The organism is Micromonospora globbae (genome assembly GCF_003610785.1).
Taxonomy (GTDB): Bacteria; Actinomycetota; Actinomycetes; order Mycobacteriales; family Micromonosporaceae; genus Micromonospora; species Micromonospora globbae.
This window is the reverse complement of the sequence record NZ_RAQQ01000012.1, coordinates 85,591-112,464: the sequence shown is the minus strand read 5'-3', so window position 1 is coordinate 112,464 and position 26,874 is coordinate 85,591. Positions and strand designations below refer to the sequence as shown.

Below are 26,874 nucleotides of genomic sequence, written 5' to 3'. Positions count from 1 at the left end.
TCAGCCCTCCTCGATGGACTGGCCGAGCGTGCGCCGGGCCAGCAGGGTGGCGCCGGCCACGGCGGCCGGCATGACGAGCACGGCGCCCAGCGGGACGAGGAAGCAGAGGAAGACGGCCACCCCGAAGCCGAGCGCCGTGGGCCGGTCCGCCTTCAGCAGCTCCCGCCGCTCCGGCAGCCGCATCCCCCGCCGGTAGAAGGGTGCGCCGACGAGTTCCACGGCGAGGAACCATCCGCCCACGGCCGCGCCGATCACCGGCACGACGATCTGGCCGACCACCGGGATGAAGCCGGCGAGGAAGAGCGGGATGCCGACCAGCGCGGAGAGCGCCACCAGGCGTACGGAGTCGGCGAGGCTGCGGCGCAGCGACGACCAGAACGGCACGTCCACCGCGCCCGGGGTGCCGCCGAGCCGCTCCTCCACGCGCTCCGAGATCGCCTCGTAGAACGGGTCCCCGATCACCAGGGTGACGGCCGTGAACGTGAGCACGCCGAGCAGCCCGCCGAGGCCCAGGATGGCCAGCCCCGCCACCACTCGGACGACGGTGCGCCAGGTCGCCGACCAGTCGTCGGCGAACGGGGTGACCAGCGCCGCCAGGTCGTCGACGAACCATGCCAGGACGACGAACGCGGTGAGGAAGAGCGCGCCGGAGATGAGCGCCGGCACGATGCCGAGCAGCATCAGCTTCGGGCTGCGCACGTACAGGCCGATGCCCCGCAGAAGCAGCCCGGCGCCGGCGAAGAAGCGGCCGGCGGCTCCGGTCACCGGGCGGGCCACGCTGGTCACGTCCACGCCGGGAAGCCTAGTGGCTGCCCGCACATCCACCGGTTGGTGGATCGCGGAGATCCACCGGCGCCCCCTCGACCCGTCGCCGCGCGGTCGATCCGCCGCCGGCCCGTCGCCACCAGGCTGGACAGGTACCACCGGGACGGCGAGAGGGCGGCGCGATGCGGGTCATCGAGGTGACCAACCTGCACAAGCGGTACGGCGATCTGGTGGCCGTGGACGACGTGTCGTTCGCGGTGGAGGCCGGAGAGATCTTCGGGATCCTCGGCCCGAACGGCGCCGGCAAGACCACCACGGTGGAGTGCGTCGCCGGGCTGCGGGTGCCCGACGGGGGCGCGGTGTCGGTCCTCGGACTCGACCCGCGGCGGGACCCGCGCCGGCTTCGCGAGCGGGTGGGCGTGCAGCTCCAGGAGAGCCAGCTGCCCGACCGGCTGCGGGTCGGCGAGGCGCTGGAGCTGTACGCCTCGTTCTACCGCGAGCCGGCCGACCCGGCCGAACTGATCGACAGGCTGGGGCTGGGCGACAAGCGGAAGACCGCGTACAAGAACCTCTCCGGCGGCCAGAAGCAGCGGCTGTCCGTCGCGCTGGCGCTGGTCGGCAACCCGGAGGTCGCCATCCTGGACGAACTGACCACCGGGCTGGACCCGCAGGCCCGGCGGGACACCTGGGCCCTCATCGAGCAGGTACGGGACACCGGGGTGACGATCGTGCTGGTCACCCACTTCATGGAGGAGGCCGAACGGCTCTGCGACCGGGTCGCCGTCATCGACCGTGGCCGGGTCGTGGCGCTCGACAGCCCGGCCGGCCTGGTGTCGCGGGTGGCGCCGGAGCAGCGGATCCGTTTCCGGCCGTCTGCCCCGCTGGACGACCGGCTCCTCACCGAGCTGCCCGAGGTGACCGCCGTGCACCGCAGCGGCAGCCAGGTGGTGGTGACCGGCACCGGTGACGTGCTGCACGCCGTCACGTCGGTGCTCGCCCGCAACCAGATCGTGGCCGCCGAGTTGCGGCTGGAGCAGTCCACCCTCGACGACGCCTTCGTCGAGCTGACCGGGCACCGGCCCGCCGAGTGAGGGAGAACGGCATGCACGCCTTCGGGCAGATCCTCAGGATCGAGACCAGGCTCTTCCTGCGGGACCCCGCCGCACCGCTGACGACCGTCGCGTTGCCGCTCGCGCTGCTGGTGGTGTTCGGGCTGATCCCGGCCGGGCGGCAGCCGGAGGCGCAGTTCGGCGACCTGCCCTTCATCCAGTACTTCGCGCCCTCGCTCCTGGTGATCACGCTCGCCATGACCGGGGTGAACATCCTGCCGACGGTGCTGGCCACCTACCGCGAACGCGGGGTGCTGCGTCGGTTGTCCACCACCCCGGCCAGCCCGGTCGCGCTGCTCGCCGCCCAACTGGTCATCTCGCTCGCCACCATCCTGGTCAGCGCCGTGCTGCTCGTCGCGGTCGGGCGGCTGGCCTTCGACGTGCCCCTGCCCCGGCACCTGTTGGGCTTCGCGCTGGCCCTCGTCCTCGGCACCGCGGCCCTGCTCGCGCTGGGGCTGCTGGTGGCGGCCGTGGCGCCCACGACGAAGGCGGCGCAGGCGCTGGCCGTGCCGCTGTTCCTGGTGGTCATGTTCTTCGGCGGGGTCTACGTGCCCCGGTTCCTCCTGCCCGACCTGCTGGTCCGGATCGGTGGCTACACGCCACCCGGCGTGCAGGCGCTGCTCGACGCCTGGACCGCCGATGCGCCGCAGCCGCTGCACCTCGCGATAATGGCGGCGGTCGCCGTGGTGGCGGGCGCGGTGGCGGCGAGGCTGTTCCGCTGGGAGTGAGCGGGGGTCCGATGACGAGCAGCGCCGAGGAGGTCGACCGGCTGGCCACCTGGGAGGACCGCCAGGTGGGCATCCACCGGGTGGTGCCGTACGTGGGGCTGGCCGTCGGCGCGCTGCTCACGACGGCCGCGCCGGCGCCGGTGGGCTTCTCGCTGGCCCCGCACCTGCTCGTGGCCGCGGCCGCGGCGTGCTGGATCACCTGGTTCGTCACCCTGCACCCCGGTTGGGCCACGCGGACCGGACTGATGACCTTCTACTACGTCGGTCTCATCGGGTTCGGCACGGTGCTGGTCCTCGACAGCCCGTGGTACGGCTTCTTCGCCTGGGCCGGTTTCCTGCACGCGTTCGTGCTGCCCGGCAACTGGCGCTTCGCCGGGGTGGGCGCCTCGGCCGTCCTGGCGGCCACCGCCCAGGGCGGCGGCCCGCCGGCGTCCCTGGCGCACTGGCTGCTCTGGTTCGTGCTGCTGGCCTTCAACCTGGGCGTGGCCGGCGCCGTGACCTGGTTCGGCACCGTCGCCGACCGGCAGCACGCCAACCGGAAGCGGCTCGTCGAGGAACTGGCCGAGGCGAACCGGCGGCTGGCCGAGACGATGCGGGAGAACGAGGGGCTGCACGCCCAACTGCTCACGCAGGCCCGCGAGGCCGGCGTCATCGACGAGCGGCAGCGGATGGCCCGGGAGATCCACGACACCCTCGCGCAGGGCCTCACCGGCATCATCACCCAACTGGAGGCGGCCGGCCAGGCCCGGGACCGCCGGGCCGACTGGCAGCGCCACGTGGACACCGCCATCGCCCTGGCCCGCGAGAGCCTCACCGAGGCACGCCGCTCGGTGCGGGCGGTCCGCCCCGAGGCGCTGGAGTCCGCCCGCCTGCCCGACGCGCTCGCCGAGCTGGCCGGGCGGTGGTCGACGATCACCGAGGTACGCGCCGACGTGAGCGTCACCGGCGACGCCCGCCCGCTGCACCCGGAGGTCGAGGTGACCCTGCTCCGGGCCGCCCAGGAGGCGCTGGCCAACGTGGGCCGGCACGCCCGGGCGTCCCGCGTCGGGCTGACGCTGTCGTACATGGAGGACGTGGTCACCCTCGACGTGCGCGACGACGGGGTGGGGTTCGACGTCACCGGCCAGCCGGCCTCCCGCGCCCCTGACGGCGGGTACGGGTTGACCGCCATGCGGCAGCGGGTGGCCGGCGTCGGCGGCGAACTGGCCATCGAGAGTGAGCCGGGCGGCGGCACCGCCGTCTCGGCGTCCGTGCCCGCGCTCTCCGGAGGTGCCGGTTGACCACGCCCGTACGGCTGCTGATCGTCGACGACCACCCGGTGGTGCGGGACGGGTTGCGGGGCATGTTCACCGGTGATCCGGACTTCGAGGTGGTCGGCGAGGCCGGCGACGGTGCCGAGGCGCTCGCGCTCGCCGCCAACCTCCACCCGGACGTCGTCCTCATGGACCTGCGGATGCCGGGCATGGACGGGGTCACCGCCATCGGTCGGCTCGCCCGCTCCGGCAGCACCGCGCGGGTGCTCGTGCTCACCACGTACGACACGGACGGCGACGTGCTACCCGCGATCGAGGCGGGCGCGACCGGCTACCTGCTCAAGGACGCGCCGCGCGACGAGCTGGTCCGCGCCGTACGCGCCGCGGCCCGGGGCGAGTCCGTGCTCTCCCCCAGCGTGGCCGGCCGGCTCATGGGGCGGCTGCGTACGCCCGCCGAGGAACCGCTCAGCCAGCGCGAGCTGGAGGTGCTCACCCTCGTGGCCCGCGGCTTCACGAACCGGGAGGCGGCGGTCCGGCTGTTCATCAGCGAGGCGACGGTCAAGACGCACCTGCTGCACGTGTACGCCAAGCTCGGGGTCAACGACCGGGCGGCGGCGGTGGCCGCCGCGTACGACCGGGGTCTGCTCACCCCCGGCGGGCGGTGAGCGGGTCCGGGGCAGGATGGACCGGTGCGGGCGTCCCGGTTGATCTCGTTGTTGCTGCTGCTCCAGTCGCGGGAGACGATGACGGCCGCCGAGCTGGCCCGCGAGCTGGAGGTCTCGGAGCGGACCATCTACCGGGACGTGCTGGCGCTCTCCGCGGCGGGTGTGCCCGTCTACGCCGACCGGGGACGGGCCGGCGGGTACCGCCTCCTGGGCGGCTACCGGACCCGGCTGACCGGGCTCACCCGGGACGAGGCGGAGGCGCTCTTCCTCGCCGGGCTGCCCGGGCCGGCCGGCGACATGGGCCTGGCCGACGCGGTCGCGTCCGCCGAGCTGAAGGTGCTCGCCGCGCTCCCGCCCAGCCTGCGTGACGCGCCGGCCCGCGCGGGACAGCGGTTCCACCTGGACGTGCCGGGCTGGTTCCGGGAGGCCGGGCCGCCACCCTGGCTCGCCGAGCTGGCCGGCGCCGTGTGGCGGGACCGGACGGTGCGGATGCGCTACCGGCGCGGCGACCGGGAGGTGACGCGGGAGCTGGCCCCGTACGGCCTCGTGCTCAAGAGCGGCACCTGGTACCTGGTCGGCCGGGTCGGCGAGGGGTACCGGACGTACCGGGTGGACCGGGTCGCCGGCGTCGAGGTGGGCGAGGACACGTTCGACCGGGACGACGGCTTCGACCTGGCCGCGTACTGGCGGGGGCAGGCCGGGGAGTTCCTGCGGAGCATGCTCCGGGCCCGGGTCACGCTGCGGCTGAGCGCCGCCGGCCTGCGCCGGCTCCGCCACCTCGTCGACGCTCCCTTCGTGTACGACGAGGCCGTGGCCGCCGCCGACGGACCCGACGCGCAGGGCCGGGTGGTGCTGCGCCTGCCCGTCGAGTCCGTCGAGGTGGCGTACGCCCAACTGCTCACGCTGGGCCCCGAGGTGGAGGTGCTCGACCCACCGGAGCTGCGGGAGCTGATGGCGTCCGCCGCGGCGCGCACCGCGGCGCTCTACGCCTCGTCCGACCCGGTCAGCGGTAGCCGGTGACGTCGGCCGGCTTCCCCCGGTCCTGCACCTCCACGATGTACCGCCACGCGTCCGGCTGGCTTCCGTCGAGGTCCGTGAAGCCGTACACCTTGGCGAGCTCCCCGCTGGAGACCGACTTCCCCGACCAGCGTCCCCGGTCCTCGTCGGCGGCCAGGGCCGCGACCGCCCGGCCGACGTAGGCCGGCGACTCGGAGATGGCGAAGTGCGGCTCCTTGTCGAGCGCGTCCCGCCAGTTCTCCTCGGTCACCCCGAAGATCTCCAGCATGATCTCCGACCGCAGCCAGCCAGGGCTGAGGGCGACGGCCGTGCAGCCGTACGGCTCCAGCTCCTTCGCCTGGCTGAACGCGAGCCGGTTCACCGACACCTTCGCCAGGTCGTAGAAGAGCGACAGCCGGTAGTTGTGGTCGTTGTACGCCGTCGTGCCGTCGCCGATCTCGACGACCAGCCCGCCGGGACGCCGGGTCAGCAGCGGCAGGGCGAAGTGGCTGGTGATGATGTGCGTGTCGACGGCCAGCCGCAGCGTACGCAGGCCGGCCTCCAGGGGCTGGCGCCAGACCGGCTCGTTCCAGGTGACCAGCGACTCGGCACCCCAGATGTCGTTGACCAGCACGTCCAGCCGGCCCTGCTCGGCGTCGATGCGCGCGACGAGGTCGCGGACCTGCTCGGGGACGAGGTGGTCGACCACGACGGGGATGCCCTCGCCGCCGGCCGCGGTGACCAGCTCGGCGGTCTCCTCGATGGTCTCCGGCCGGTCCATCTCCGAGCGGCTGGCGCGGCTGCTGCGGCCGGTGGCGTAGACGGTCGCACCGGCCGCGCCGAGCTGGACGGCTATCTGTCGGCCCGCGCCACGGGTCGCGCCGGCCACGAGGGCGATCTTTCCTGTCAGCGGTTTCGTCATGCCCCGAGGCTGTCACCGATACCCGACAGCCGTTGTCCGGATTTCCGGACCGGTCCTGTGGGGGCGGCCACGGCTGGCGCGACTCCCCGTCAGTCCACGAGGCGGATGCGGACGCGCCGGTTCGCGCGGCCCTTGCTCTCCACCTTGACCACCTGCACCTTGCCGATCTGCGCCGTGGACGCGACGTGGGTGCCACCGTCGGCCTGCACGTCCAGCCCCACGATGTCGACGATCCGCACCTCCTGCTCGTCGGGCGGGATCAGGTTGGACTGGGTACGGATGATGTCCGGCAGCGCGAGCGCCTCCGCCCGGGGCAGCACCCGGACCGCCACCGACCGGTCGGCGGCCACCTCGGCGTTGACGAGTTCCTCGATCCGCGTCTTGAAGTCCGGCGGGACCTCGGGGAGGTTGAAGTCCATCCGGGCCTCGCCGGGTTCCATGTTGCCGCCGGTGACGAGCGCGCCGAAGTCGCGGAAGACCACACCGCAGAGCACGTGCAGGCCGGAGTGCGTCCGCATCAGCCGGGTGCGCCGCTCGTCCTCGACGGCGCCGGTCACCGTGGTGCCGGCCGGCGGCAGCGGGTCACCCTCGGCGGGGATCAGCCACAGGTCGTCGCCCTTGCGCGTGCCCACGATCCGGGTCTGTACGCCCTGCCACAGCAGCACACCGTGATCCGGCGGCTGGCCGCCGCCACCGGGGTAGAAGGCCGAGCGGTCGAGGACGATGCCCTGCTCGGGGTCGGCGTGCAGCACGGTGCACTGCCATTCGCGCAGGGACGGGTCGGCGAGGTCCAGCCGGTGGGTCCGGCCGTGATGTGTGACACCCATGTCAGGGCAGGTTACTCGTTGAGGAAGGCGGAGATCCTCGTCCGAAGGTCGGCGCGTTCGGTCCAGAGCACGCCCGGCCGGTCGTACACGTGCAGCGCGGCCGCCGGGAGCGCAGCCGCGAGCCGTTCGGCGACGTCGACCGGGTGCAGGTCGTCGCCCGCGCAGGCGATCACCAACGCCGGCGCGGTGACCGCCGCGAGCGCGCCGACGTCCGCCAGCGCGACCTGGTCCGGCAGGCTGGCCAACCCGGGGGCGAGCCCGTCGCGCAGCAGCTGGTCGAGGCGCTGGCGCAGGTACGCCCACCCGGCCGGGGTGTTCCGCACGGCGGCCGGCAGCTCGACGCTCACCACGTCGGCGACGGCCGAGGCGTCCCCGCTCTCCACCGCGTCCAGCAGCGCGGTGAGCCGCTGGCGGGCGGCGTCACCGCGCGGGCGGTCGAGCACGGCGGGGAGGAAGAAGACGAGCCGCTCGAAACGGTCGGGGCTCTCCGCGAGCAGCCGGCAGAGCGCCCCCGCGCCGAGGCTGGCGCCGAACGCGCGGCTGGCGCCGCCCAGGTCGGCCATGGCCCGCAGGTCCCGGGCCAGGTCGGCGTAGCTCCACGGGCCGGGCGGGGCGTCCGACCGGCCGTGCCCCCGGAACTGGAAGAAGACCTTGCGCCCGGTGACGCCGCTGCCGAAGGGCCGGGTGGTGGCGATGCCGTTGCCGAGCCCGTGGGCGAACACCGTGACCGGGTCGCCGGTGCCGGTGACGAGCCGTTCCAGGCGTACGCCGTGCGGCGTCGTGACCAGCTCCGTGTCCGGCTCGGGCAGTGCCGGCCGCCCGGTACGCGGGGCGCCCGGGCCGGGGCCCCAGGTCCGCGGACCGCCGTCCGGTGGTGGTGGCCAGCGGAAACTTCTCACCAGGACCCTCGGCCGTCGCTCAGGTCGCGCAGCCCGACCCGGACGTCCAGCAGGTAGATGAGCGCCGCCGCGATGCCGATGAGTCCGAAGAGGCTGATCGGCCCGAACAGCAGCAGGGTGAGCACCAGGCAGACCGCCAGGATCGCGATCCACCCGCCCTTGGGCAGGGTGCCGATGGCGTTGAACGCGTCGGACCGCTGGGTGATGGCGTGCACCAGCGCGACGCCCTGGACGATCAGCGCGAAGACGAGCAGGACCAGCTCGATCACGTAGCGGACTTCGAAGGCGAAGAGCGGCGCGGCGTAGGCCATGACGGCAAGCTTATGCCGGCGACCCCGGAAACGTCCGACAAGGATGCTTCCGGGGCCGCCGGCGTACGGCTCACTCCGCGGACGGGCGGGTCCGCCGGGTGGACCGGGGCAGCTTCGCCGAGGGGGTTTCGGCGGCCTTCGTGGCCTTGCTGGTGGTGGCCTTCGTGGTGCGGGTGGTGCGGGCCTTCTTCACCGCGGCCGGCTTGGCCTCGGCGACCTCGGCCACCTCGGCCGGGGTCGGCACCTCGGCGGCGGCCGGCGTCGGCGTCCCGGTGGCGGTCGCCGTCTCGACCTGCGCGGCCTCGGTCGCCTCGATGTCGGCGTTCACGGTGTCGGCGGCCTCCAGCACGCCGGCCCCGACCACCCGCTCACCGCGGGCGACCAGTGCCCCGTACGCGGCCAGCGCGCGCTCCTGCGCGACCTGCGCGCCGGCCAGCACGACGGCGGCGTTGCGGGTGGCGGCCGCCCGCAGCTTGTCGAGGTCGGCCACCTCGCGCAGCTTGTCGAGGTCGGCCACCTCGCGCAGCCGGTTCAGGTCGGCGGCGGCACGCAGCTTCTCGAGGTCGGCCACCTCGCGCAGCCGGTGCAGGTCGGCCGCGGCGGCCTTCTCCCGCAGGCTCTCGGCGGTCTGGTTGGCGCTGCGCAGCGTCTCGTTGGCCTTCTGGCGCAGCTCGAAACCGGTCACCACGGCCTTGCCGCCCAGGTCGGCGACGACCCGGGTGCCGAGGTCGCTCACCACGGCGGGAAGCTTGCGCAGGCCCTGGAGGGCCAGTTCGCCGGCGCCGGCGGCGGCGTAGAGCGGGGCCGGGATCCGGTTGGTCTTCGGCTGGGTCATGACGATTCCTCCTCGGCCGACTCGGCGGCCTTCGGGGCCGCGTTCTCGGCGGCCTTCTTCTCGGGGTCGGTGGTCCGGGGGGCCGGTGCCGCACCCGCCTCGGTGACCGCGACGGACTCGAGCACGGCCTCCGTGGGCGTACCGTCCGACGTGGTGGGTCCGGTGGTCGTGGGGTTGACCAGCGACGCCGACTCCGTCGGGGTCGCGGGCCGGCCGGCGCCGGGGTGCGGTGCAGTCCGGGCGTCGTCCGCCGCCGCGGTGGCCTCGGCGAGCCGGGCGTTCTCGCGGCGGAAGGTCTCGTAGATCTGGCTCAGGGACTGCTTCTGCGCCATCGTGAGGTCGGGGTCCACGGCGATGGCGGCGAGCACGCCGTGGCCCTCCTTGTCGTCGAGCAGCCCGGCGCGCAGGTACATGGCCGGGGTGGAGACCCGCAGGGCGCTGGCGATCTGCTGGAGCACCTCGGCGCTCGGCTTGCGCAGGCCGCGTTCGATCTGGCTGAGGTACGGGTTGCTGACCCCCGCCTGCTGGGCGAGCTGGCGCAGCGAGATCTTCGCGTTGCGTCGCAGGTCGCGAATGAACCCGCCGATGTCGGGTAGCTCCTTGCCACTGGCCATGCCACCGACGGTAGCCCTCGCTGCTAGCTACTGCAAGCAAAGTGCTAGCCGGAGTTAGCGATGTCTCATTCACACCCTTGCGTGCCGGGCCGCCCGGTGCGTACGGTCCTCCGATGACCAAGATCGAAGTGAACGGCGCCGTGCTGGCGTACGACGACCTCGGCGCCGGCACCCCCGTGGTGCTGCTGCACGCCGGCATCGCCGACCGGCGGATGTGGCGGGGGCAGGTCGACGCGCTCGCCGCCCGGCACCGGGTGCTCGCCCTGGACCTGCGCGGCTACGGCGAGTCCGAGCTGCCGCCGGCGCCGTTCGCCCACCACGACGACGTGGCGGGCTTCCTCGACGCGCTGGGAGTGCCCCGGGCGGCCCTGGTCGGCTGCTCGTTCGGCGGCAAGGTGGCGGTGGACACCGCGCTGGCCCACCCCGATCGGGTCTCGGCGCTCGCGCTCTTCGGCGCCCCCGTCTCCGGCCACGAGTGGTCCGAGGAGACCGAGCAGCTCTGGGAGGACCTGGTCGGCGACGTGGACCCGGAGGACTTCGCCGCCACGGCCGCCGGTGAGGTGCGGTTCTGGGTGGTGGGCCCGGGCCGCCGCACCGAGGACGTCGACCCGGAGCTGATCCGCTTCACCGAGGAGATGGACCAGCGGGCGCTCGCCGCCGAACTGGCGCTCAGCGCCGTCGAGGTCGGCGAACTCGACCCGCCGGCGATCGACCGCCTCGGCGAACTGGCCGTACCCGTGCTGGTCGGCACCGGCGTGCACGACGTCGCGGACATCCGCCGGCTGGCCGACCGGATCGCGGCCGAGGCGCCCCAGGGCGTACGCCTGGCCGACGTGCCCGACGCCGCACACCTCGCACCCCTGGAGCGACCCGAACCGGTCAACGAGGCCCTGCGCGAGTTCCTCCCCTGACCCGCACCCGGCCGGGCGCGGTCACCAGGCCGGGCGGACCGCCCCGACCGGTACGCCGCCGCCGAAGATCGGCACCTCGGCGTACTCGGTGAGCACCGGAGCGTCGACGCCGAGCCGGCGCAGCGCGGAGACGAGCACCGGCATCCGGGCGCGGGCGGCGCCGTCGTCGATCTTGAGGGCGACCGCGCCCACGCCGGGGAGCGCCGCCGCGATGACGCCCTCGGCGCCGACCTTCGCCAGCAGGCCCGGGATGCCGCGCATGAGGCGGGTGTCGTCGGCCTGGGTGCCGCCGACGATCTCCGGGTGGGCGCGCATGGCGTCGACCACCGTCCGCTCCGGGAAGCCGACCTCGGCCGAGACCAGCCGCAGGAACGCCCCGGCCAGCCCGGTGAGCGAGACGGCGAGCACCGGTGCGCCGCACCCGTCCACGCCGACCGCCGCCACCTCCTCCCCGGTGAACTCCTCGACCGCCGCCCGCAGCGCCTGCTGCAACGGGTGCTCGGGCCGCCAGTAGCCGTCCACCGGCCAGCCGGCGGCCTGGCAGGTGAGCAGCATCCCGCTGTGCTTGCCGGAGCAGTTCATCTGGATCCGGGTCGGACCGCCGCCGGCGCGCAGCACCGCCGCCCGGGCCTCCTCGCCGACCGGCAGGTCGGGCGGGCAGTGCAGCGCCGACTCGTCGAGCCCGGCGCGAGCCAGCAGCGCGCCCACCCGGGCCAGGTGGAACTCCTCACCGGCGTGACTGGCCGACACCAGCGCCAGGTCGGCCGGATCGGTCAGCGGCAGGCCGGCGCGGAGCATCCCGACCGCCTGCATCGGCTTGTTGGACGACCGGGGGAAGATCGCGGAGTCGAGGTCGCCCGCGGCGGCCACGACCGCCCCCGTCGCGTCCAGCACCGCGACCGACCCGCGGTGCACCCCCTCCACGAACTCCGACCGGACCACCTCGGCGAGCGGCACGCCGCCCTCGTACGTCTTTCCCACGAGGTGGACGGTACCGACGCGCCGGCGGGACCGGACGGCCGGGTGAGCAGGTCGTCCGCGAATCTGTGACAGGAGTGCCGGACGGGACCGGCCTTACATGCCGAGGAGCTGCCGGGCCTCGGCGGTGGTCAGCGGCGGACGCTGGGCGAGCTGCGCGAACCCGACCGCGCGGGCGACCAGCTGCATGTTGGACTCCACCGGGCGGCCCTTGGCGTACGTCACGGTGTCCTCCATCCCGACCCGCAGGTGCCCGCCCGTGGAGAGCGACGCCAGCAGGACGGGGATGGTGCTGCGCCCGATGCCCGTGGCCGAGAACGTGGTCCCCTCCGGCAGGTCGCGCAGCATCTGCCGCGCGGCGACCAGGGTCTCCGTGGTGCCCGGCATGCCGCCCGGCACACCCATCACGAAGTCGACGTGCACGTGCCCGCCGTGGGGCAGGCCGTACTTCCCGAGCAGCCGCTGGAGGGCGGTCAGGTGGCCGAGGTCGAAGATCTCGTACTCGGGCACGATGCCGCGCTCCTGCATCCGGGTGTGCAGGTCGACGATGAACTCCCACCGGTTGAGGAACACGTCGTCACCGAAGTTGACCGTGCCCATGGTGCAGGAGGCCATGTCGGGCGCGGCGTCGAGCACCGCGAGCCGGTCCGCCTCCGGGTCGGTGACCGCGCCGCCGGAGGAGAGCTGCACGATCAGGTCGGTGCTCTCCCGCAGCGCCGCCACGGTGTCCCGCAGCCGCCCGAGGTCGAGCGTGGGCTTCGCCTCGTCGTCGCGGATGTGGACGTGGATCACGGCGGCGCCGAGCGCCTCGCACTCCTTCGCGGTGGCCAGCAACTCGTCGAGGGTCACCGGCAGCGCGGGAACCTCCGCCTTGGCCGACTCCGCGCCGGTGGGGGCAACCGTGATCAACGTCCCTGTCGTCATGCCCGGATCCTAGACGCCGCCCCGGGGAACGGTCGATCGGCGGCGACCCGGGTGCGTGAGCCGCGCGAGGACGCGGGCCGCGTGTCGAGAGGGGGCCCCGGTCAGAACCTCACTCCGGGTCGATGGCCGCCGCGATGTCGCCGACCATGAGGCGGGCGTCCTCGGGGACGTTCCGCTTGACCACCGCCAGGGCGATCTGGCCCAGCTCGTGGTGGTGCACGGCAGTGCCCACGAAACCGACCGCCCGGCCGTCGAGGGTGACGGGCGTGCCGGCGGCCGGAGGCTGGTCGGTGGTCACCCCGTCGAGGTGCAGCAGGACGAGGCGGCGCGGCGGCCGGCCCAGGTTGTGCACCCGGGCCACCGTCTCCTGGCCCCGGTAGCAGCCCTTGTCCAGGTGCACGGCCGGGCCGATCAGGTTCACCTCGGCGGGGATGGTCCGGTGGTCGGTGTCCACCCCCACGCGCGGCCGGCGGGCGGCCACCCGGACCGCCTCGTACGCCCACAGCCCCGCCACGGGCACCCCGGCGCCGCGCAGTTCCGCGACCACCTGGTCCATCGACTCGCGGGGCACCAGCAGGTCCACGCCGAGCGGCACCCGACGCGCCCACCCCCCGGCGGGCAGCGGCTTCACGGCGTACCGGACGGTCGGCCGGGGCGGCAGTTCACCGTGCCGGAACTTCGGACCCGGCACCGCGACGGCGTCCGGCGCGGCCAGCCCCGTCACGCCCAGCGTCTCCAGGGCGGCCGGCGCCTCCGGGCCGACCAGCGAGAGCAGGGCGTGGTCGGCGGTCGCGTCGCGCGGCTCGACCTTGCTGAAGAAGCGCATCTTCTCCAGGTACGCCAGCAGCCCGGTGGTCGCACCCGGCTCCGTGTCGAGCCAGGTGGTCACGCCGTCCTCGGCCACGAGCGCGTGCTGCTCGATGTGCCCGTGCGGGGAGAGCACGAGCAGCTCCGTCCCCTCGCCGGCCGCCAGGTCCGCGAGGTGCTGCGAGGTGAGGGTGTGCAACCAGCCGGCGCGTTCCTCGCCGGGCACGGCCACGACGCCCCGGTGCGACCGGTCCACCAGGCCCACGGCCGTGTCGAGGAGGCGCTGCTCGCGCATCGGGTCGCCGTAGTGGGCGGCGACTCCCCGCACCCCGGCCGCCGCGTGCACCGGCTCGGGCTGGTCGCGGCTGGCCTCGTCGATGCTCTCGACGGCCACCGCACCCGCGATGTCGATCATTCCTGGTCCCCGTTCTCGCACCGGCCGCAGACGCCGAAGAGTGACACGTGCCCGATGTCGACGCGGAACCCCCGCTGCGCGGCCAACTGGTCGGCGAGGGGGCGGAGCAGCTCCGGATCGATCTCGTCGATGCCACCGCACTCCCGGCACACCAGGTGGACGTGCTGGTCCTCGCCCGCCGCGTGGTACGTCGGCGAGCCGTGGGACAGGTGGGTGTGCGTCACGAGGCCGAGCCGCTCCAGCAGCTCGAGGGTGCGGTAGATGGTGGTGATGTTCACACCGGCCGCCACCTCACGGACGGCGGTGTGCACCTGCTCGGGCGTGGCGTGGCCCAACTCCAGCACCGCCTGGAGGATGAGCTGCCGCTGCGCCGTCAGCCGCAGCCCACGGGAGCGGAGCATCTCCGCGAGCGAGGATTCGGACACCGTCCGATCATAGTTCGCCGTCACGGCGGTCCCGGTTCACCTCGTACGCCGCTACGCTCGGCGGTCATGGTGGCCTCGAGGATCGCCGTGCTGGGCCGGGGCGCCGTCACCGTCGGCGATCCCGTGCTCCGGGGCGACGACCGGGGCGTGCTGCACGGCGACGGGCTCTTCGAGACCATGCACCTGCGCGACGGCCGGCCGTGGCTGCGGGACGCGCACCTCGCCCGGCTGGCCCGGGCGGCCGCCGCCGTCGAGCTGCCGCTGCCGCCCCGGGCCGTGCTCGTCGGGCTGCTCGACGCGGTCCGCGCGGGATGGCCGCCCGAGGTCGAGGGCGCGCTACGGCTGGTCTGCACGCGGGGCCCGGAGAGCGGGGGGCCGCCCACCGTCTACGCCACGCTCGCCGAGGTCCCACCGGCGTCCCGCCGGGCCCGGGCGACCGGGATCACCGTGGCGACCCTGCCCCTCGGGGTGGCGGCGACGGCCCGGGCCGCGCTCGACTGGCTGCCCGCGGGGATCAAGTCGACGTCGTACGCCGTGAGCACCGCGGCCCGGCGCTGGGCGCGCCGGGCCGGGGTCGACGACGTGCTCTGGGTCTCGTCCGACGGGTACGCGCTGGAGGGGCCGACCGCCAACCTCGTGTGGCTGGACGGGGGCACGCTCTGCACCGTGCCGGCGGCCAGCACGGGGATCCTCCCCGGCACCACCGCCGGCTGGCTGCTCGACCACGCCGGCGAGCTGGGCCTGGCCGCCGCCGAACGGATGGTCACACCGGCCGGGCTGCGCGACGCGGACGGGGTGTGGTTCACCTCGTCCGTACGCGGCCTCGTCGAGGTCACGGCACTCGACGGCGAGCGCCGCCCGCGCTGCGCGCACACCGCCCCGATGCAGGAACTCCTCGGCTTCCCGGTGCCCCCCGAGGACGGCGGTCGCCTCAGCCGCCCACCCGGATGAGCCGCGCCGAGAGGTGCGGGTGGAGGCCCTGGCCCACCGCGGCCATCTCCTGGGCGTAGAGCAGGGCGCCCTCGACGATGCCGAACAGCCGGTGGCCCGCCGTGACCTCCTTGGCCGTCGACGTGCGCACCACCGCGTCGGTCACCAGCTCGACCTGCGTGCCCGTACGGCGCCCCAGGTACAGCTCCATGACCCCGGTCGGCGTCATCATGAGCACCTCCAGCTCGTCGGTGGCACGCTCACCGTCGAGCACCGGCCGCCACCAGCCGACCTCGCGGCCGGCGGGACGGACCGGTTGGCTCTGCTCGTCGAGGATCCACGCGCGGGACTCGTAGAACAGGAAGGGCCGGCCGTCGTGGCTGATCCGGATCTCCTGCGCGAAGTCGAAGTCCTCGATCGTGGGGTAGCCGCCCCGGCCGCGGCCGCGCCACACCCCGATGTAGGGCAGCAGGCCGTCCAGCGTGGGATGCAGCTTCGGGCCGACGCGCAGGTCGTGGCTCTCCTCGTACGGGTACGGGTCGACCGGTGGCGCGTTCAGCCACGGAGGCGGCTGCAGCGGGTTGTCGTCCGACGGATTGGCGCTCACCGCGGCATCTCCGTTCGCGACTGCGGGGCTCGCGAGCCCAGCTCACTCCTCGCGCTCACCAGTTTCCTCTCGAGATGCGTACGACCAGATACACCAGGCCACCGGCGAGCGCGCCCAGGCCGGCGACCAGCAGGCTGACGAACCCGATCTCGGTAACCATCGCGGCCATCCTATGCTGGGCGCCATGGCGCGTACTCTCGTCGTCAAGGCCACCGCGGGGGCGGACGCCCCGGAGCGGTGCGCGCAGGCGTTCACGGTCGCCGCGACGGCCGCCGCGGCCGGCGTTCCCGTGTCGCTCTGGCTGACCGGGGAGTCCACCTGGTTCGCCCTGCCCGGGCGTGCCGAGGAGTTCGCGCTTCCGCACTCGGCCCCCCTGGCCGAACTGCTGCACGTGGTGCTCGCCTCCGGCACGGTCACCGCCTGCACCCAGTGCGCGGCGCGCCGCGAGATCGGGCCGGACGACGTGCTGCCGGGCGTGCGGATCGCCGGGGCCGCGGTCTTCGTCGAGGAGGCCATGGCCGACGGGGCCCAGGCCCTCGTCTACTGACCGTTACGCACGGACCGCCGATACTGACCCGACATGTCGGGTTGATGCCTACGATCCTTTTGTGAGCCAGGCGATCGAGCGGTTCTTCGAATCGCTGCCGGCGCGCGCGCCCGAGGTCCTGCGCGGGCTGGTGAGCGGCACCCTCCAGATCGATCTCACGACCGGCGGCCTGACGGAACACTGGCTGGTCCGCATGCGGCCCGGCGCCGTCGCGGTCGGCCGCGAGCGCGGGCCGGCCGACGCGATCTGGTACAGCAGCGCGGAACTGTTCGAACGCCTGGTCACCGGACAGGCCCAGGGCGTCGCCGCCGTGCTGCGCAACGAGAGCACCTTCAGCGGGAACGTGGTGCTGTTCCTCGCCTTCCGGCGGTTCTTCCCCAACCCGCCGGGCACCCGCGACCCCCGCGAGGCCGCTCGGCGTCAGACCGGACGGCTGGCGTGACGGACCTGGTCAGCATCCTGGACGGCAACACGTTCCTGGTGTCCGACCGGCGCGGCGACATCGAGCCCTCGTTCGACTTCCCCACGGGCCTCTTCTCCTTCGACACCCGCTTCCTCTCCACCTGGCTGCTCACCCTCAACGGGGAACGGCTGCACGCCCTCTCCATCGACGACGCGGAGTCCTACCGCACCCGGTTCTTCCTCGCCCCCGGCGAACCGACCCACTACCTCGACGCCAAGGTGTCGGTGATCCGCAGCCGGGCCATCGGCGGCAGCTTCCACGAGGAGCTGACGGTGCTGAACCACTCGGGCGACACCGTCGAGTTCACCCTCCGGCTCGACATCGGCGCCGACTTCGCCGACGTCTTCGAGATCAAGCACGCCCGGCAGAAGAAGGGCCGCACGACAGCCAGCGTGAACGGCAACGAGCTGCGCCTGACCTACCGGCGGGAGGCCTTCCACCGGGAGGTGGCGATAACCACCAGCGAACCGGGCGAGATCGACGTCGCCGGCATGACGTTCCGCATCCGGATCGGGCGGCACGGCGAGTGGACCACCCGGCTGCACGTGGCGACCGTCGTGTACGGCGCGCGAGGCGAGGACATCCGGGCCACCCTCCCGTTCGCGGGCAGCCGGGACGTGGCCACCATCATGGCCGAGCAGAACGAACTGATCGAGCGGGCGCCGAAGCTCGGCTGCGACTGCGAGCCGCTCGCCACCGCGTACCGGTGCAGCCTCAACGACCTCGCGGCGCTGCGGTACGAGTCGATCGCCCTCGGCGTACGGCTGCTCGCCGCCGGACTGCCCTGGTTCATGACCCTGTTCGGGCGCGACAGCATCTTCACGTCCCTCCAGGTCCTGCCGTTCCTGCCCGAGCTGATCCCCCCGACCCTCCAGATCCTCGCCGGCCTCCAGGGGTACCGCCTCGACGACTTCCGGGACGAGGAGCCCGGCAAGATCCTGCACGAGCTGCGGTACGGCGAGACCGCCGGCTTCGAGGAGCAACCCCACTCGCCGTACTACGGGTCGGCCGACACGACGCCGCTGTTCGTCATCCTCGTCGACGAGTACGAGCGGTGGACCGGCGACAGCCAACTGGTGCTGATGCTCGAATCGGCGGTCCGGGGAGCGCTGGAGTGGATCGACACCTACGGCGACCTGCTCGGCACGGGCTACATCTGGTACCAGACCCGCAACCAGGAGACCGGGCTGCCCAACCAGTGCTGGAAGGACTCCCTGGACTCGATCTCGTACGCCGACGGCCGCCTGCCCGGCTTCCCCCGGGCCACCTGCGAACTCCAGGGCTACGCGTACGACGCGAAGATCCGCGGGGCGAGGCTGGCGCGTGCCTTCTGGAACGACCCGGAGTACGCCGACCGGCTGGAGCGCGAGGCGGCGGAGCTGAAGCAGCGGTTCAACCACGACTTCTGGATCCCCGACCGGGAGTACTACGCGCTCGCCCTGGACGCGGACGGCCGGCAGGTCGACGCCCTCGCGTCGAACATCGGCCACCTGCTCTGGAGCGGCATCGTGGACGAGACCCGGGCCGGGCGGATCGTCGAGCACCTGCTCGGACCACGCCTCTTCTCCGGCTGGGGTGTGCGTACGCTCGGCGACGACCAGGGGCGGTACAACCCGATCGGCTACCACGTGGGCACGGTCTGGCCGTTCGACAACTCGATCATCGCCTGGGGCCTCTGGCGGTACGGCTACCGCGAGGAGGCCGGGCGGATCTGCGACGCGATGCTGAGCGCCTCCCACTACTTCGACGGCCGCCTGCCCGAGGCGTTCGCCGGCTACGAGCGGAGCCTGACCGAGTACCCGGTCCGGTACCCGACGGCGTGCAGCCCGCAGGCCTGGTCGACGGGGACCCCGCTGCTCCTGCTCCGGGTCATGCTCGGCCTCGAACCGCAGGGTGAGCACCTCATCATCGACCCGTACGTGCCCGAGGGCATGGGCCGCATCGAACTGCTCGACATCCCCGGCCGCTGGGGCCGGGTGGACGCCCTCGGCCGCAGCCGTACCCCCACCGACGCCCGCCGCCCCAACCCCTGACCCACCCGCCCCCACCCGTCCCCGCGCCGTTCCCCGCCTGGCCCGTTGATCATGGAGTTATCGCCACGACACGCCGAGCAGGCGGCAATAACCTCATGATCAACGGGCCGAGACCGCCGGGACGGAGCCGCGGGCGGGGCCGGGGACGGGGACCGGGCGGGGTGGGTCAGGGGTGGGGGCAGGGGGTGGTGGCTGCCAGGTGGGGGTCGTCTGCCGTCGTGTCGGCGAGGACGGTGACCGAGCCGGCGCGGTACGCGTACGCCTCGGGGCCGTCGAGGATCGGGCCGTCCGCGGCGAGCGGGGCGAGGGCGCCGGGGTCGAGGCCGACCGCGGCGCGTACGGTCCGGGCGACGCCGCCACCGGGACAGGGGGCGGTCACCACCTCGGGGGCCGGGTCGTCGGGGCGGTCGAGGGCGCGCAGCGCGTCGGCGAGTACGCCCGCCTCCGGGCCGGCCGCCGCGGGGGCGGGCGTGTAGCCGGCGCCGACCGGCCGGCAGCCCGTGTCGACGGTCAGCCGGACCCGGCCGTCGCCGACGGGCCGCCCCGTCACGGTCACGAACTCGCCGGCGTCGGCGCGCAGCCGCAGCCCGTCGGTCGTCATCCGCACCCCGGCCCGCCAGTCCGCCGGCAGCCGGTCGGCGACGCCCTCCAGCAGATCCCGCTCGCCGCCCCCGGCGGCGGCCAGCCACACGTGCCGGGTCAGGACCGCGCCGGCGGCGAACGGGGTGACCCGGCAGCCGCGCTCGACCCGCGCCGGGGTCAGCTCCAGGAGGGCGGTGCCGCCGGCCGCGACCAGCTCGCCCGCCGCCCGGTCGACGACCGGGCCGGCCTCGGCGATCGTGCGCTGTTCCCGCACCGTGGGCGGGTCGTCGCGGACGGAGATCCAGACCAGCAGCGCGAGCAGCAGCGCCCAGGCGACGGTCGCGACGATCAGCCACGGACGCCGGGTGGGTGCGGGCGCGCCGGGACCGGTCTGCGGGACGTACCCCGTCTGCACACCACCGCTCACCCGGCCATCGTGACACGCCGGGCCCGACCGCCCCGACCCGCACCCACGCCCGCCCGCGGTCGGTCTCACCCTGCGGATGGCGGCGCCGCCGCCCGGACGCGGCCGGGGCCGCCCGTCGGGTGGACGGGCGGCCCCGGACGATCAGAGCGTGGGTCAGGCGGCGACGGTGACGGACACCTCGTTGATGCCCCGGCCGGCGGTCACGGCGGTGTCGCCGTTGCCGTGCCGGGAGAGCGCGCGCAGCGTCCAGCTGCCCGGCGCCGCGAAGAACCGGAACTGCCCGGCCGCCGAGGTGACGACCTCCGCGGTGAACTCACCGCTGGAGTCGAGCAGCCGGACGTACGCGCCCGGCACGACCTCGCCCTCGGCGGAGCGGACGATGCCGCTGATGACGGTCTCCTTCTCGAGGTCCAGGCCGGCCGGCAGCGGCGCGGCCTGGTCGGGGGCGGCGCAGCCCGCGGCGGTGGGAGCGGTCATGTCACGCCTCCCCGGGCTCGTCGCCGAGCGCGACCGGCACGCCGACCAGCGAGCCGTACTCGGTCCAGGAGCCGTCGTAGTTCTTCACGTTGCGGTGGCCGAGCAGCTCCTGGAGCACGAACCAGGTGTGCGAGGAGCGCTCGCCGATCCGGCAGTACGCGATGGTCTCCTTGCTGTCGTCGAGCCCCGCGTCGGCGTAGATCTTGCGCAGCTCGTCGTCGGACTTGAAGGTGCCGTCCTCGTTGGCCGCCTTCGACCACGGCACGCTGATGGCCGTCGGGATGTGCCCACCCCGCTGCGCCTGCTCCTGCGGCAGGTGGGCGGGGGCCAGCAGGCGTCCCGCGTACTCGTCGGGGGAGCGCACGTCGACCAGGTTCTTCGTGCCGATGGCGGCCACCACCTCGTCGCGGAACGCGCGGATCGAGGTGTCCGGCTCCTGCGCCACGTACTGCGTGGCCGGGCGGGTCACCACGTCCTTGACCAGCGGCCGGGCGTCGAGTTCCCACTTCTTGCGCCCGCCGTCGAGCAGCTTGACGTCGCGGTGGCCGTAGAGCTTGAAGTACCAGTAGGCGTACGCGGCGAACCAGTTGTTGTTGCCGCCGTACAGGATCACGGTGTCGTCGTTGCCGATCCCGCGCTCGGACAGCAGCTTCTCGAACTGCGCCTTGTTCACGAAGTCCCGGCGCACCGGGTCCTGCAGGTCGTTCTTCCAGTCCAGCTTGATGGCACCGGCGATGTGGCCGGTGTCGTAGGCGGTGGTGTCCTCGTCGACCTCGACGAAGACGACGCCCGGGGTGTCGAGGTTCTTCTCGGCCCAGTCGGCCGAGACGAGTGCGGTGTCGCGACTCATCAGATCACTCCCTGGTGAGGATGGACGGTGAGCCAGCGCGCGGAGATCGAGATATGTGATTGTCGCACCACGCGCGGGACCCTGGGTTAGAGACGGATCACGGGTTCGTGCGACGGCGCCGCTGCCGGGCGGAAGAGGTGCAAGCACCGAAGGGTACGCGGACCCTGCGTGCGGACGGCCGCGTCAGGCGGCCGAGGACAGCCCCGCCGTCAGATGACGGGGCGACACAGGCAGGTGGCCACGCGGCACAGGTCGACCGCGCGCCGTTTGGTGAGGAGCGTCCCCATGAGCAGGGAGCCTACCAGCCAGCGTGCTCCGCGCCACCGGCCCGACCAGCATCCGGGACGGCGACGACCCGCGGGGGCGGCCGTGGGCGGCCCTCCGCGGACACCGCGGCCCGGGCGTCAGCCGGCCGCGTTGATGGGGACGTTCGTGGCGTCGCCGGTGACCGTCAGCCCCTCCGGCAGCGGGCGGACCTCGCGCACGGTGAGCTGGAAGGGCAGCTCCGGAAGGGGTACGTCGATCGAGATGGACCGGGCGTAGTTGGTCAGCAGTTGACGGGCCAGCGGCACGTCGGGCAGGCCCTCGGCGGTCAGGTCGGCGAAGCGCAGGCTGACCTTCCCCTGCTCGCCGACCGTCACGTCGGCGGTGCCGGTGATGGTGAACGTCTGGCCGAGGAAGTCCACCGGCGCGGTGACGGCGAGCTTGCCGCCCTGCTCGCTCAGCTTGAGACCGGGACGGTCGAGCAGCGCCGCCAGGCTGTCGTAGCTGATGGTGCCCGTGCCGGTCACCCGCTCCGCGACCACCTCGCCCTGCCCGGAACGGAGCGTGTCGAGCGACGCCCGCACGTCGCGGGCGTCGATGTCGAGCCTCGGCAGGCTGATGGCGTCACCCTGCACCGAGCCGCGCACCTCGCGCAGCACGATGGAGATGTGCTGGTAGCGACCGTCGAGCACCTGGGTCAGGAACGGGAACCCGCCGACCTCGACCTCCGGCGGCGAGGACTGGGCGTCCTGCTTCGCGACCTCCTGCCGGACCTGGTCGGCGATGGCCCGCTCGGCCACCCCGACGGCCACCCGGTCGGCGACCACGAGAAGCCCGACCAGCAGCAGGAGCAGCACCACGAGCACCACGAGCGCCCTGCGCCCGCGCCGCCGGGGACGTTCCTCGTACGCCGCCTGCGCCACGCCCGCCTCCTGTCCGTCGCCGCCTCGCGGCCCGTTCCGCACCCGTCCGCCGCGTCGCGGCGTCCGGGTTGTACCCGACCGCTTCCGCGCTCAACCGTACGTTCAGAGGAACAGCATGCACATGGCGTACGCCGCCGGGGCGGCCAGCGCGAACCCGCCGAGGGGACCCTGCATGTGCCGCGCCACCCACATCGTCGGCTGCTCGCCGGCCATCAGCCGGCCCGCCTCGGCGTACCCGACGGCGAGGTCGGCCAGCACGGCGACGACGGCCGCCACGAGGCCGATGACGGCGGCGCGCGTCGGGGTGAACGGGGTGACCAGGTAGCTGCCGAGGACCGCGCTGACCAGCGTGCCGAGCATCGCGCCGCCGACCACGCCGGCCGCGCCGCGAGGCACCTGCGGGGCGAGCCGGGGCCAGGGGGCCACGGCGTCGGTCAGCCGGGCGACGGTCAGCGCCACACCGCTGGCGGTCAGGCAGACGGTGATCGCCTGGGTGCCGGCCGGGATCCGGCTCAGCACGATGAGCGTGCCGAAGGCGACGACCCCCACCACGATCAGCAGGGTGCTGCCGAGCGAGTCGGTCACCCGCACCCGGTCGACCCGGCGCACCAGTTGGCCGAGCACGGCGAGGATGAAGCCGCCGGCGGCGGCGTACCCCAGCGGCGCCAGCCCGGCCACGTCGGACCGCACCGCGGCGACGTCGGCGACCACGGCCACCCCGGCGCTGACCAGCGCGACCAGCAGCATCGCCGGGGGACGCATGGCCATCGCCCAGGCCAGCACGAACAGCAGCTGGACACCGACGATGACGATCGCGAAGGGCAACCGGTGGCCCGGCCCGGAGGTCTGCGCCCCGAGCACCAGGCCGACACCGAGCAGCGCGGAGAACCCGGCGACGGCGAGCGCGAGCGGCCGGCGCACCTCGACCCGTGCCACCGGCTCCTCGTCCGGCTCGGCGGCGACCTCGACGTCGGGTCGGCGGGCCGGCTCACCGCCGCGCCGGGCCCGGCGGGGGCCGCGCTCCGGGCGTTCACCGTCGTCGGCGCCGGAGCCGCTGCGGGGCGCCGGCGGCGGGCCGTAGGACGGCCCGGGCCGGGGCCCGTCGGACCACGGGTCACGGCCGGTCTCGGGCGAGGTGGAGGGATACACGCCCCGATCGTGCCAGACCGGCGGCCCGCCGCGGGGGGCTGCCCGCCCCGGCGGGGTCACGGTTTCGGCAACGTTAAAACCTGAGCCCTGATCGCGGGCAAAGTGCACAAACGGGAAATGGCCGGCGGGCGGCGACCGACCCATCGGTTACGCTCAAGCCGCTACCCCGCCCGTCAGCGACGCCGGGACCCACGTTGTATGCAGCGCATTCCACACGGAGTGCCGCTGGTCGCGCGCGGCCCTCCGGGCCGCCGGGACGGAGGTGATCGTGGAGATCCTGTTGCTGGTGAGCGCCCGCGCAGGTGAGCCGTCCGCCGTGCTGCCGGCACTCGACCTGCTGCCCCACTCGGTCCGCACCGCGCCGCGGGACGTCCGCACGCTGGTCGCCGGCCCGAGCCCCGACGCCGTCCTGGTGGACGCCCGCTCCGAACTGACCGAGGCCCGCGCGACCTGCCGCATGCTGCACGCCACCGGCCTGGGCGTGCCGCTGGTCGCGGTGGTCACCGAGGCCGGGCTCATCGCGTTGAACGCCGACTGGGGTGTCGACGACGTCATCCTCGCCTCGGCCGGGCCGGCCGAGGTGGAGGCGCGGCTGCGGCTCGCGGTGGGACGACTCAGCAGCGCGGTGGCGGCCGGCGGCTCGATCCGGGCCGGCGAGCTGACCATCGACCCGGACACGTACGCCGCGAAGCTGAAGGGCCGCCCGCTCGACCTCACCTACAAGGAGTTCGAGCTGCTGAAGTTCCTCGCGCAGCACCCGGGCCGCGTGTTCACCCGGGACCAGCTCCTGCGCGAGGTCTGGGGGTACGACTACTTCGGCGGCACCCGGACCGTGGACGTGCACGTCCGGCGGCTGCGGGCCAAGCTCGGCTCCGAGTACGAGTCGATGATCGGGACGGTACGCCAGGTGGGCTACAAGTTCGTGGTCCCGCCGTCGCGCCCGCTGCCCGACGCGGAGCCCGCGCCCCTGCCGGTCTGACCGCCGGCGAAGCGTGTGCGGCGGCCGGTCCGCCCGTCGGCGGCGCCCCGCCCTGCCGGTCTGACCGCCGGTTCTCCCGTTGCCGCACCCCCTCTCGGGGGATATTCGTTGTATGCCCTATTTGCGCAGGTAGACGGCTTTATCCTGATCGCCGGGCTTGCGAATGAAGGGCGGCGGTGCGTGCGATGGCCACGGGGGGCGGACTCTGGCGGACCGACCGGTTACGGGCACTGCTGCGGCCCGGCTCGACCGCACGCGCGGCAGTGGTGGCCGCCGTCGTGGCGGTCGCGCTGCTCAGCTCGGCGTACGCGCTCGGCCGGAGCCTGATCCCCGACCGGCCACGGCACAGCGCCACCGGGGCCACCGGGCAGTTGGACGGCAGCCACTACGCGGACCAGCCGCCAGCCGACCCGACCGGGCCGGAGCAGGCCGGCCAGGAGGGGAGCTCCGCCAGCCCCTCCCCGACCGCGTCGGACCGCGCCGGGGACGCCGTCGACGAGACCCTCTTCGGCGCGCACGTACGCACCGGCGACGACCGCGTGGCGCTGACGTTCGACGACGGGCCCGACCCGCGGTACACGCCCCAGGTCCTCGCCGCGCTGCGCTCGCACGGCGTACGGGCCACCTTCTGCGTGGTCGGGGAGATGGCGCAGAGCCACCCCGACCTCGTCCAGGCCATCGTGGCCGACGGCCACACCCTCTGCAACCACTCCTGGAACCACGACGTCACCCTCGGCAAGCGCTCGCCGGACCAGATCCGCGCCGACCTGATCCGCACCAACCAGGCGATCCGGGCGGCGGTGCCCGACGCGCCGATCGTCTGGTACCGCCAGCCCGGCGGGGCCTGGACCTATCCGGTGGTGTCGGCGGCGCGCGCACTCGGCATGGCGCCGCTGCACTGGGACGTGGACCCGTCGGACTGGGAGGCGCCGGGGGCGCGCAAGATCGCCTCGACCGTCCTGTCCCAGGTCGGGCCCGGCTCGATCGTCCTCATGCACGACGCCGGCGGCGACCGGCAGGGCACGGTGGACGCGCTGTGGCAGATCCTTCCCCAGCTGGCCGCCCGGTTCGAGCTGGAGGCGCTGCCCACCGACACGACGTGAGCGGGCCGTCCACCCGGGACGCCGGGAGGCGGCGGCCGGCCGGGGCGGGCCGGTTAGGGTGAACCGGTGAGCAGTGCCGAGCCCGTCGCCGACGGTGTGACCCGCGCCGACCGGCTGACCCCCGAGGAGATCACCGACGTCCTGGCGCTCGCCGCGGCGGCGGGTGACACCGACGGCGCCGACCCTCTCGACGAGCACGTGCTGCTGCGACTGCGCGACCCCGACGCCCCGGCCGTGCACCTCACCGCCCGGGCCGAGGACGGGACGCTGACCGGGTACGCCCACCTGGACACCACCGACCCCGCCGGCGGGATCGGGGTCGAGCTGGTGGTGCACCCGGCGTACCGGCGGCGGGGCACGGGCCGGGCGCTCGCCCGGGGCGTACTGGCCGCGGCCGGTGGTCCGCTGCGGGCCTGGGCGCACGGCGACCACCCGTCGGCCGCCGCGCTCGCGGTCGACCTGGGCTTCGCCCGGGCCCGGGTGCTCTGGCAGCTGCGCCGGTCGCTGGCCGCCCCGGTGGACGAGCCGCGCCTGCCCGAGGGGGTGGCGCTGCGCGCCTTCCGGCCCGGCGTCGACGACGCCGACTGGCTCGCGCTCAACGCCCGGGCCTTCGCCAGCCACCCCGAGCAGGGTCGGTGGACCGCCGACGACCTGCGCGTACGGCTCGCCGAGCCGTGGTTCGACCCGGCCGGCTTCCTGCTCGCCGTGGACGAGTCGACGGGGCAGTTGCTCGGCTTCCACTGGACCAAGGTGCACGAGCGGCCGGGCTCGGCCCGCATGGGCGAGGTGTACGTGCTGGGGGTGGACCCGTCGGCGCACCGCGGCGGTCTGGGCCGGGCGCTGACCGCGGCCGGGCTCGCGTACCTGCGGGACCGGCGCGGCCTCGACCGCGTGATGCTCTACGTCGACGAGTCGAACGCTCCCGCCGTGGCCCTCTACGAGCGGACCGGCTTCCTGCGCTGGTCCGCGCACGTGAACTACCAGCTCGGCTGACGGCGGTCCCGCCCGTGGGCCCGGTCCGTGCCGGGCAGCGTCACCGCACCCGGGCAGGACCGGAAATATACGCATAGTTCCGACACATGCCTGCCAGTTCACGTAACGGACAACTCACCCTCAGCGTGCCGTCACCTCCTCTGCCGAACGTGTTCACCCCTCG

General features: G+C 74.1%; 32 protein-coding genes. 13 read left to right on the top strand and 19 right to left on the bottom strand.

The window, feature by feature from the left end:
* Entirely contained in the window at positions 1 to 792 is a 792-nt protein-coding gene (locus D7I43_RS17875; protein WP_120329663.1) for an EI24 domain-containing protein, read from the bottom strand.
* 155 nt (positions 793 to 947) lie between these two features.
* On the opposite strand from D7I43_RS17875, the gene D7I43_RS17870 reads away from it, so the two are divergent.
* From D7I43_RS17870 to D7I43_RS17850, 5 genes are read left to right on the top strand one after another with little or no spacing between them, the layout of a single operon-like run.
* Complete coding sequence (locus D7I43_RS17870) at positions 948 to 1,856, top strand: ABC transporter ATP-binding protein (protein ID WP_120329662.1); 909 nt, start codon at positions 948 to 950, stop codon at positions 1,854 to 1,856.
* A gap of 11 nt (positions 1,857 to 1,867) precedes the next feature.
* Complete coding sequence (locus tag D7I43_RS17865) at positions 1,868 to 2,602, top strand: ABC transporter permease (RefSeq protein WP_120329661.1); 735 nt, start codon at positions 1,868 to 1,870, stop codon at positions 2,600 to 2,602.
* Positions 2,603 to 2,613: 11 nt separating this feature from the next.
* Positions 2,614 to 3,882 (top strand): sensor histidine kinase, encoded by a 1,269-nt coding sequence (locus tag D7I43_RS17860; RefSeq protein ID WP_192902185.1) that lies wholly within the window; start codon positions 2,614 to 2,616, stop codon positions 3,880 to 3,882.
* Positions 3,879 to 4,520, top strand: coding sequence for a response regulator (locus tag D7I43_RS17855; protein WP_120329659.1), 642 nt, complete (start codon positions 3,879 to 3,881; stop codon positions 4,518 to 4,520). Before D7I43_RS17860 ends, D7I43_RS17855 begins: the two co-directional genes overlap by 4 nt.
* A gap of 24 nt (positions 4,521 to 4,544) precedes the next feature.
* Positions 4,545 to 5,540: a helix-turn-helix transcriptional regulator gene (locus D7I43_RS17850; RefSeq protein WP_120329658.1), complete on the top strand. Its 996-nt coding sequence runs from the start codon at positions 4,545 to 4,547 to the stop codon at positions 5,538 to 5,540.
* Here D7I43_RS17850 and D7I43_RS17845 read toward each other — a convergent pair.
* From D7I43_RS17845 to D7I43_RS17820, 6 genes are all read right to left on the bottom strand, one after another.
* Positions 5,524 to 6,438: an SDR family oxidoreductase gene (locus D7I43_RS17845; protein WP_120329657.1), complete on the bottom strand. Its 915-nt coding sequence runs from the start codon at positions 6,436 to 6,438 to the stop codon at positions 5,524 to 5,526. The two genes, D7I43_RS17850 and D7I43_RS17845, sit on opposite strands and share 17 nt — an antisense overlap.
* An 89-nt stretch (positions 6,439 to 6,527) precedes the next feature.
* Positions 6,528 to 7,265 (bottom strand): alanyl-tRNA editing protein, encoded by a 738-nt coding sequence (locus tag D7I43_RS17840; RefSeq protein ID WP_120329656.1) that lies wholly within the window; start codon positions 7,263 to 7,265, stop codon positions 6,528 to 6,530.
* An 11-nt stretch (positions 7,266 to 7,276) separates the two neighbouring features.
* Positions 7,277 to 8,164: an alpha/beta fold hydrolase gene (locus D7I43_RS17835; RefSeq protein WP_120329655.1), complete on the bottom strand. Its 888-nt coding sequence runs from the start codon at positions 8,162 to 8,164 to the stop codon at positions 7,277 to 7,279.
* On the bottom strand, positions 8,161 to 8,475 hold the full coding sequence (locus D7I43_RS17830; protein ID WP_120329654.1) for a DUF2516 family protein: 315 nt from the start codon (positions 8,473 to 8,475) through the stop codon (positions 8,161 to 8,163). Before D7I43_RS17830 ends, D7I43_RS17835 begins: the two co-directional genes overlap by 4 nt.
* Before the next feature lie 70 nt (positions 8,476 to 8,545).
* The gene (locus D7I43_RS17825; RefSeq protein ID WP_120329653.1) at positions 8,546 to 9,310 is read right to left on the bottom strand and encodes a hypothetical protein; all 765 of its coding nucleotides are present in this window, start codon (positions 9,308 to 9,310) and stop codon (positions 8,546 to 8,548) included.
* Positions 9,307 to 9,924 carry a helix-turn-helix domain-containing protein gene (locus D7I43_RS17820; protein ID WP_120329652.1) on the bottom strand — a complete coding sequence of 206 codons (618 nt, stop codon included), beginning with the start codon at positions 9,922 to 9,924 and terminating at the stop codon, positions 9,307 to 9,309. Before D7I43_RS17820 ends, D7I43_RS17825 begins: the two co-directional genes overlap by 4 nt.
* Positions 9,925 to 10,037: 113 nt before the next feature.
* Between D7I43_RS17820 and D7I43_RS17815 the strand changes: the two genes are divergently transcribed.
* Complete coding sequence (locus tag D7I43_RS17815; RefSeq protein ID WP_120329651.1) at positions 10,038 to 10,835, top strand: alpha/beta fold hydrolase; 798 nt, start codon at positions 10,038 to 10,040, stop codon at positions 10,833 to 10,835.
* A 21-nt stretch (positions 10,836 to 10,856) separates the two neighbouring features.
* On the opposite strand, the gene D7I43_RS17810 is transcribed toward D7I43_RS17815, so the two are convergent.
* The 4 genes from D7I43_RS17810 to D7I43_RS17795 form a co-directional block, all read right to left on the bottom strand.
* On the bottom strand, positions 10,857 to 11,816 hold the full coding sequence (locus D7I43_RS17810; RefSeq protein WP_120329650.1) for an asparaginase: 960 nt from the start codon (positions 11,814 to 11,816) through the stop codon (positions 10,857 to 10,859).
* A gap of 93 nt (positions 11,817 to 11,909) precedes the next feature.
* Entirely contained in the window at positions 11,910 to 12,737 is an 828-nt protein-coding gene (locus tag D7I43_RS17805; protein WP_120329649.1) for a beta-keto acid cleavage family enzyme, read from the bottom strand.
* Between the two features lie 109 nt (positions 12,738 to 12,846).
* Positions 12,847 to 13,959, bottom strand: coding sequence for a CAF17-like 4Fe-4S cluster assembly/insertion protein YgfZ (gene ygfZ, locus D7I43_RS17800; RefSeq protein ID WP_120329648.1), 1,113 nt, complete (start codon positions 13,957 to 13,959; stop codon positions 12,847 to 12,849).
* The gene (locus D7I43_RS17795; protein ID WP_120329647.1) at positions 13,956 to 14,384 is read right to left on the bottom strand and encodes a Fur family transcriptional regulator; all 429 of its coding nucleotides are present in this window, start codon (positions 14,382 to 14,384) and stop codon (positions 13,956 to 13,958) included. The genes ygfZ and D7I43_RS17795 overlap by 4 nt, the downstream gene beginning before the upstream one ends.
* A gap of 66 nt (positions 14,385 to 14,450) precedes the next feature.
* Between D7I43_RS17795 and D7I43_RS17790 the strand changes: the two genes are divergently transcribed.
* Positions 14,451 to 15,335 (top strand): aminotransferase class IV, encoded by an 885-nt coding sequence (locus D7I43_RS17790; protein WP_120329646.1) that lies wholly within the window; start codon positions 14,451 to 14,453, stop codon positions 15,333 to 15,335.
* On the opposite strand, the gene D7I43_RS17785 is transcribed toward D7I43_RS17790, so the two are convergent.
* Together D7I43_RS17785 and mtfM are read right to left on the bottom strand one after the other, a co-directional pair.
* Positions 15,316 to 15,921, bottom strand: a complete 606-nt coding sequence (locus D7I43_RS17785; protein WP_120329645.1) for a heme-binding beta-barrel domain-containing protein — start codon at positions 15,919 to 15,921, stop codon at positions 15,316 to 15,318. The genes D7I43_RS17790 and D7I43_RS17785 overlap by 20 nt on opposite strands.
* Positions 15,922 to 15,976: 55 nt before the next feature.
* Positions 15,977 to 16,081 (bottom strand): small membrane protein MtfM, encoded by a 105-nt coding sequence (gene mtfM / locus D7I43_RS34105; protein WP_275670844.1) that lies wholly within the window; start codon positions 16,079 to 16,081, stop codon positions 15,977 to 15,979.
* A gap of 12 nt (positions 16,082 to 16,093) precedes the next feature.
* Here mtfM and D7I43_RS17780 point away from each other — a divergent pair, with 12 nt between their 5' ends.
* From D7I43_RS17780 to D7I43_RS17770, 3 genes are all read left to right on the top strand, one after another.
* Positions 16,094 to 16,468, top strand: coding sequence for a DsrE family protein (locus D7I43_RS17780; RefSeq protein WP_120329644.1), 375 nt, complete (start codon positions 16,094 to 16,096; stop codon positions 16,466 to 16,468).
* A gap of 61 nt (positions 16,469 to 16,529) precedes the next feature.
* On the top strand, positions 16,530 to 16,910 hold the full coding sequence (locus D7I43_RS17775) for an SCP2 sterol-binding domain-containing protein (RefSeq protein ID WP_120329643.1): 381 nt from the start codon (positions 16,530 to 16,532) through the stop codon (positions 16,908 to 16,910).
* Positions 16,907 to 18,964 (top strand): amylo-alpha-1,6-glucosidase, encoded by a 2,058-nt coding sequence (locus D7I43_RS17770; protein ID WP_120329642.1) that lies wholly within the window; start codon positions 16,907 to 16,909, stop codon positions 18,962 to 18,964. Before D7I43_RS17775 ends, D7I43_RS17770 begins: the two co-directional genes overlap by 4 nt.
* Positions 18,965 to 19,130: 166 nt before the next feature.
* Here D7I43_RS17770 and D7I43_RS17760 read toward each other — a convergent pair whose 3' ends face one another.
* From D7I43_RS17760 to D7I43_RS17740, 6 genes are all read right to left on the bottom strand, one after another.
* A complete protein-coding gene (locus D7I43_RS17760; RefSeq protein ID WP_120329641.1) occupies positions 19,131 to 19,973 on the bottom strand; it encodes a hypothetical protein in 843 nt (280 codons plus the stop codon).
* 153 nt (positions 19,974 to 20,126) lie between these two features.
* Entirely contained in the window at positions 20,127 to 20,450 is a 324-nt protein-coding gene (locus D7I43_RS17755) for a DUF1416 domain-containing protein (protein ID WP_120329640.1), read from the bottom strand.
* A gap of 1 nt (position 20,451) precedes the next feature.
* Positions 20,452 to 21,300 (bottom strand): sulfurtransferase, encoded by an 849-nt coding sequence (locus D7I43_RS17750; protein WP_120329639.1) that lies wholly within the window; start codon positions 21,298 to 21,300, stop codon positions 20,452 to 20,454.
* Between the two features lie 209 nt (positions 21,301 to 21,509).
* Entirely contained in the window at positions 21,510 to 21,587 is a 78-nt protein-coding gene (locus tag D7I43_RS34270; RefSeq protein ID WP_311202345.1) for an Ms5788A family Cys-rich leader peptide, read from the bottom strand.
* A 117-nt stretch (positions 21,588 to 21,704) separates the two neighbouring features.
* A complete protein-coding gene (locus D7I43_RS17745; RefSeq protein ID WP_120329638.1) occupies positions 21,705 to 22,487 on the bottom strand; it encodes an LmeA family phospholipid-binding protein in 783 nt (260 codons plus the stop codon).
* A gap of 102 nt (positions 22,488 to 22,589) precedes the next feature.
* Entirely contained in the window at positions 22,590 to 23,636 is a 1,047-nt protein-coding gene (locus tag D7I43_RS17740) for a hypothetical protein (RefSeq protein WP_120329637.1), read from the bottom strand.
* Between the two features lie 262 nt (positions 23,637 to 23,898).
* On the opposite strand from D7I43_RS17740, the gene D7I43_RS17735 reads away from it, so the two are divergent.
* From D7I43_RS17735 to mshD, 3 genes are all read left to right on the top strand, one after another.
* On the top strand, positions 23,899 to 24,615 hold the full coding sequence (locus D7I43_RS17735; protein WP_192902184.1) for a winged helix-turn-helix transcriptional regulator: 717 nt from the start codon (positions 23,899 to 23,901) through the stop codon (positions 24,613 to 24,615).
* A 185-nt stretch (positions 24,616 to 24,800) separates the two neighbouring features.
* On the top strand, positions 24,801 to 25,718 hold the full coding sequence (locus tag D7I43_RS17730) for a polysaccharide deacetylase family protein (RefSeq protein WP_120329636.1): 918 nt from the start codon (positions 24,801 to 24,803) through the stop codon (positions 25,716 to 25,718).
* A gap of 66 nt (positions 25,719 to 25,784) precedes the next feature.
* Complete coding sequence (mshD, locus tag D7I43_RS17725) at positions 25,785 to 26,711, top strand: mycothiol synthase (RefSeq protein ID WP_120329635.1); 927 nt, start codon at positions 25,785 to 25,787, stop codon at positions 26,709 to 26,711.
* Positions 26,712 to 26,874: the final 163 nt, after the last annotated feature.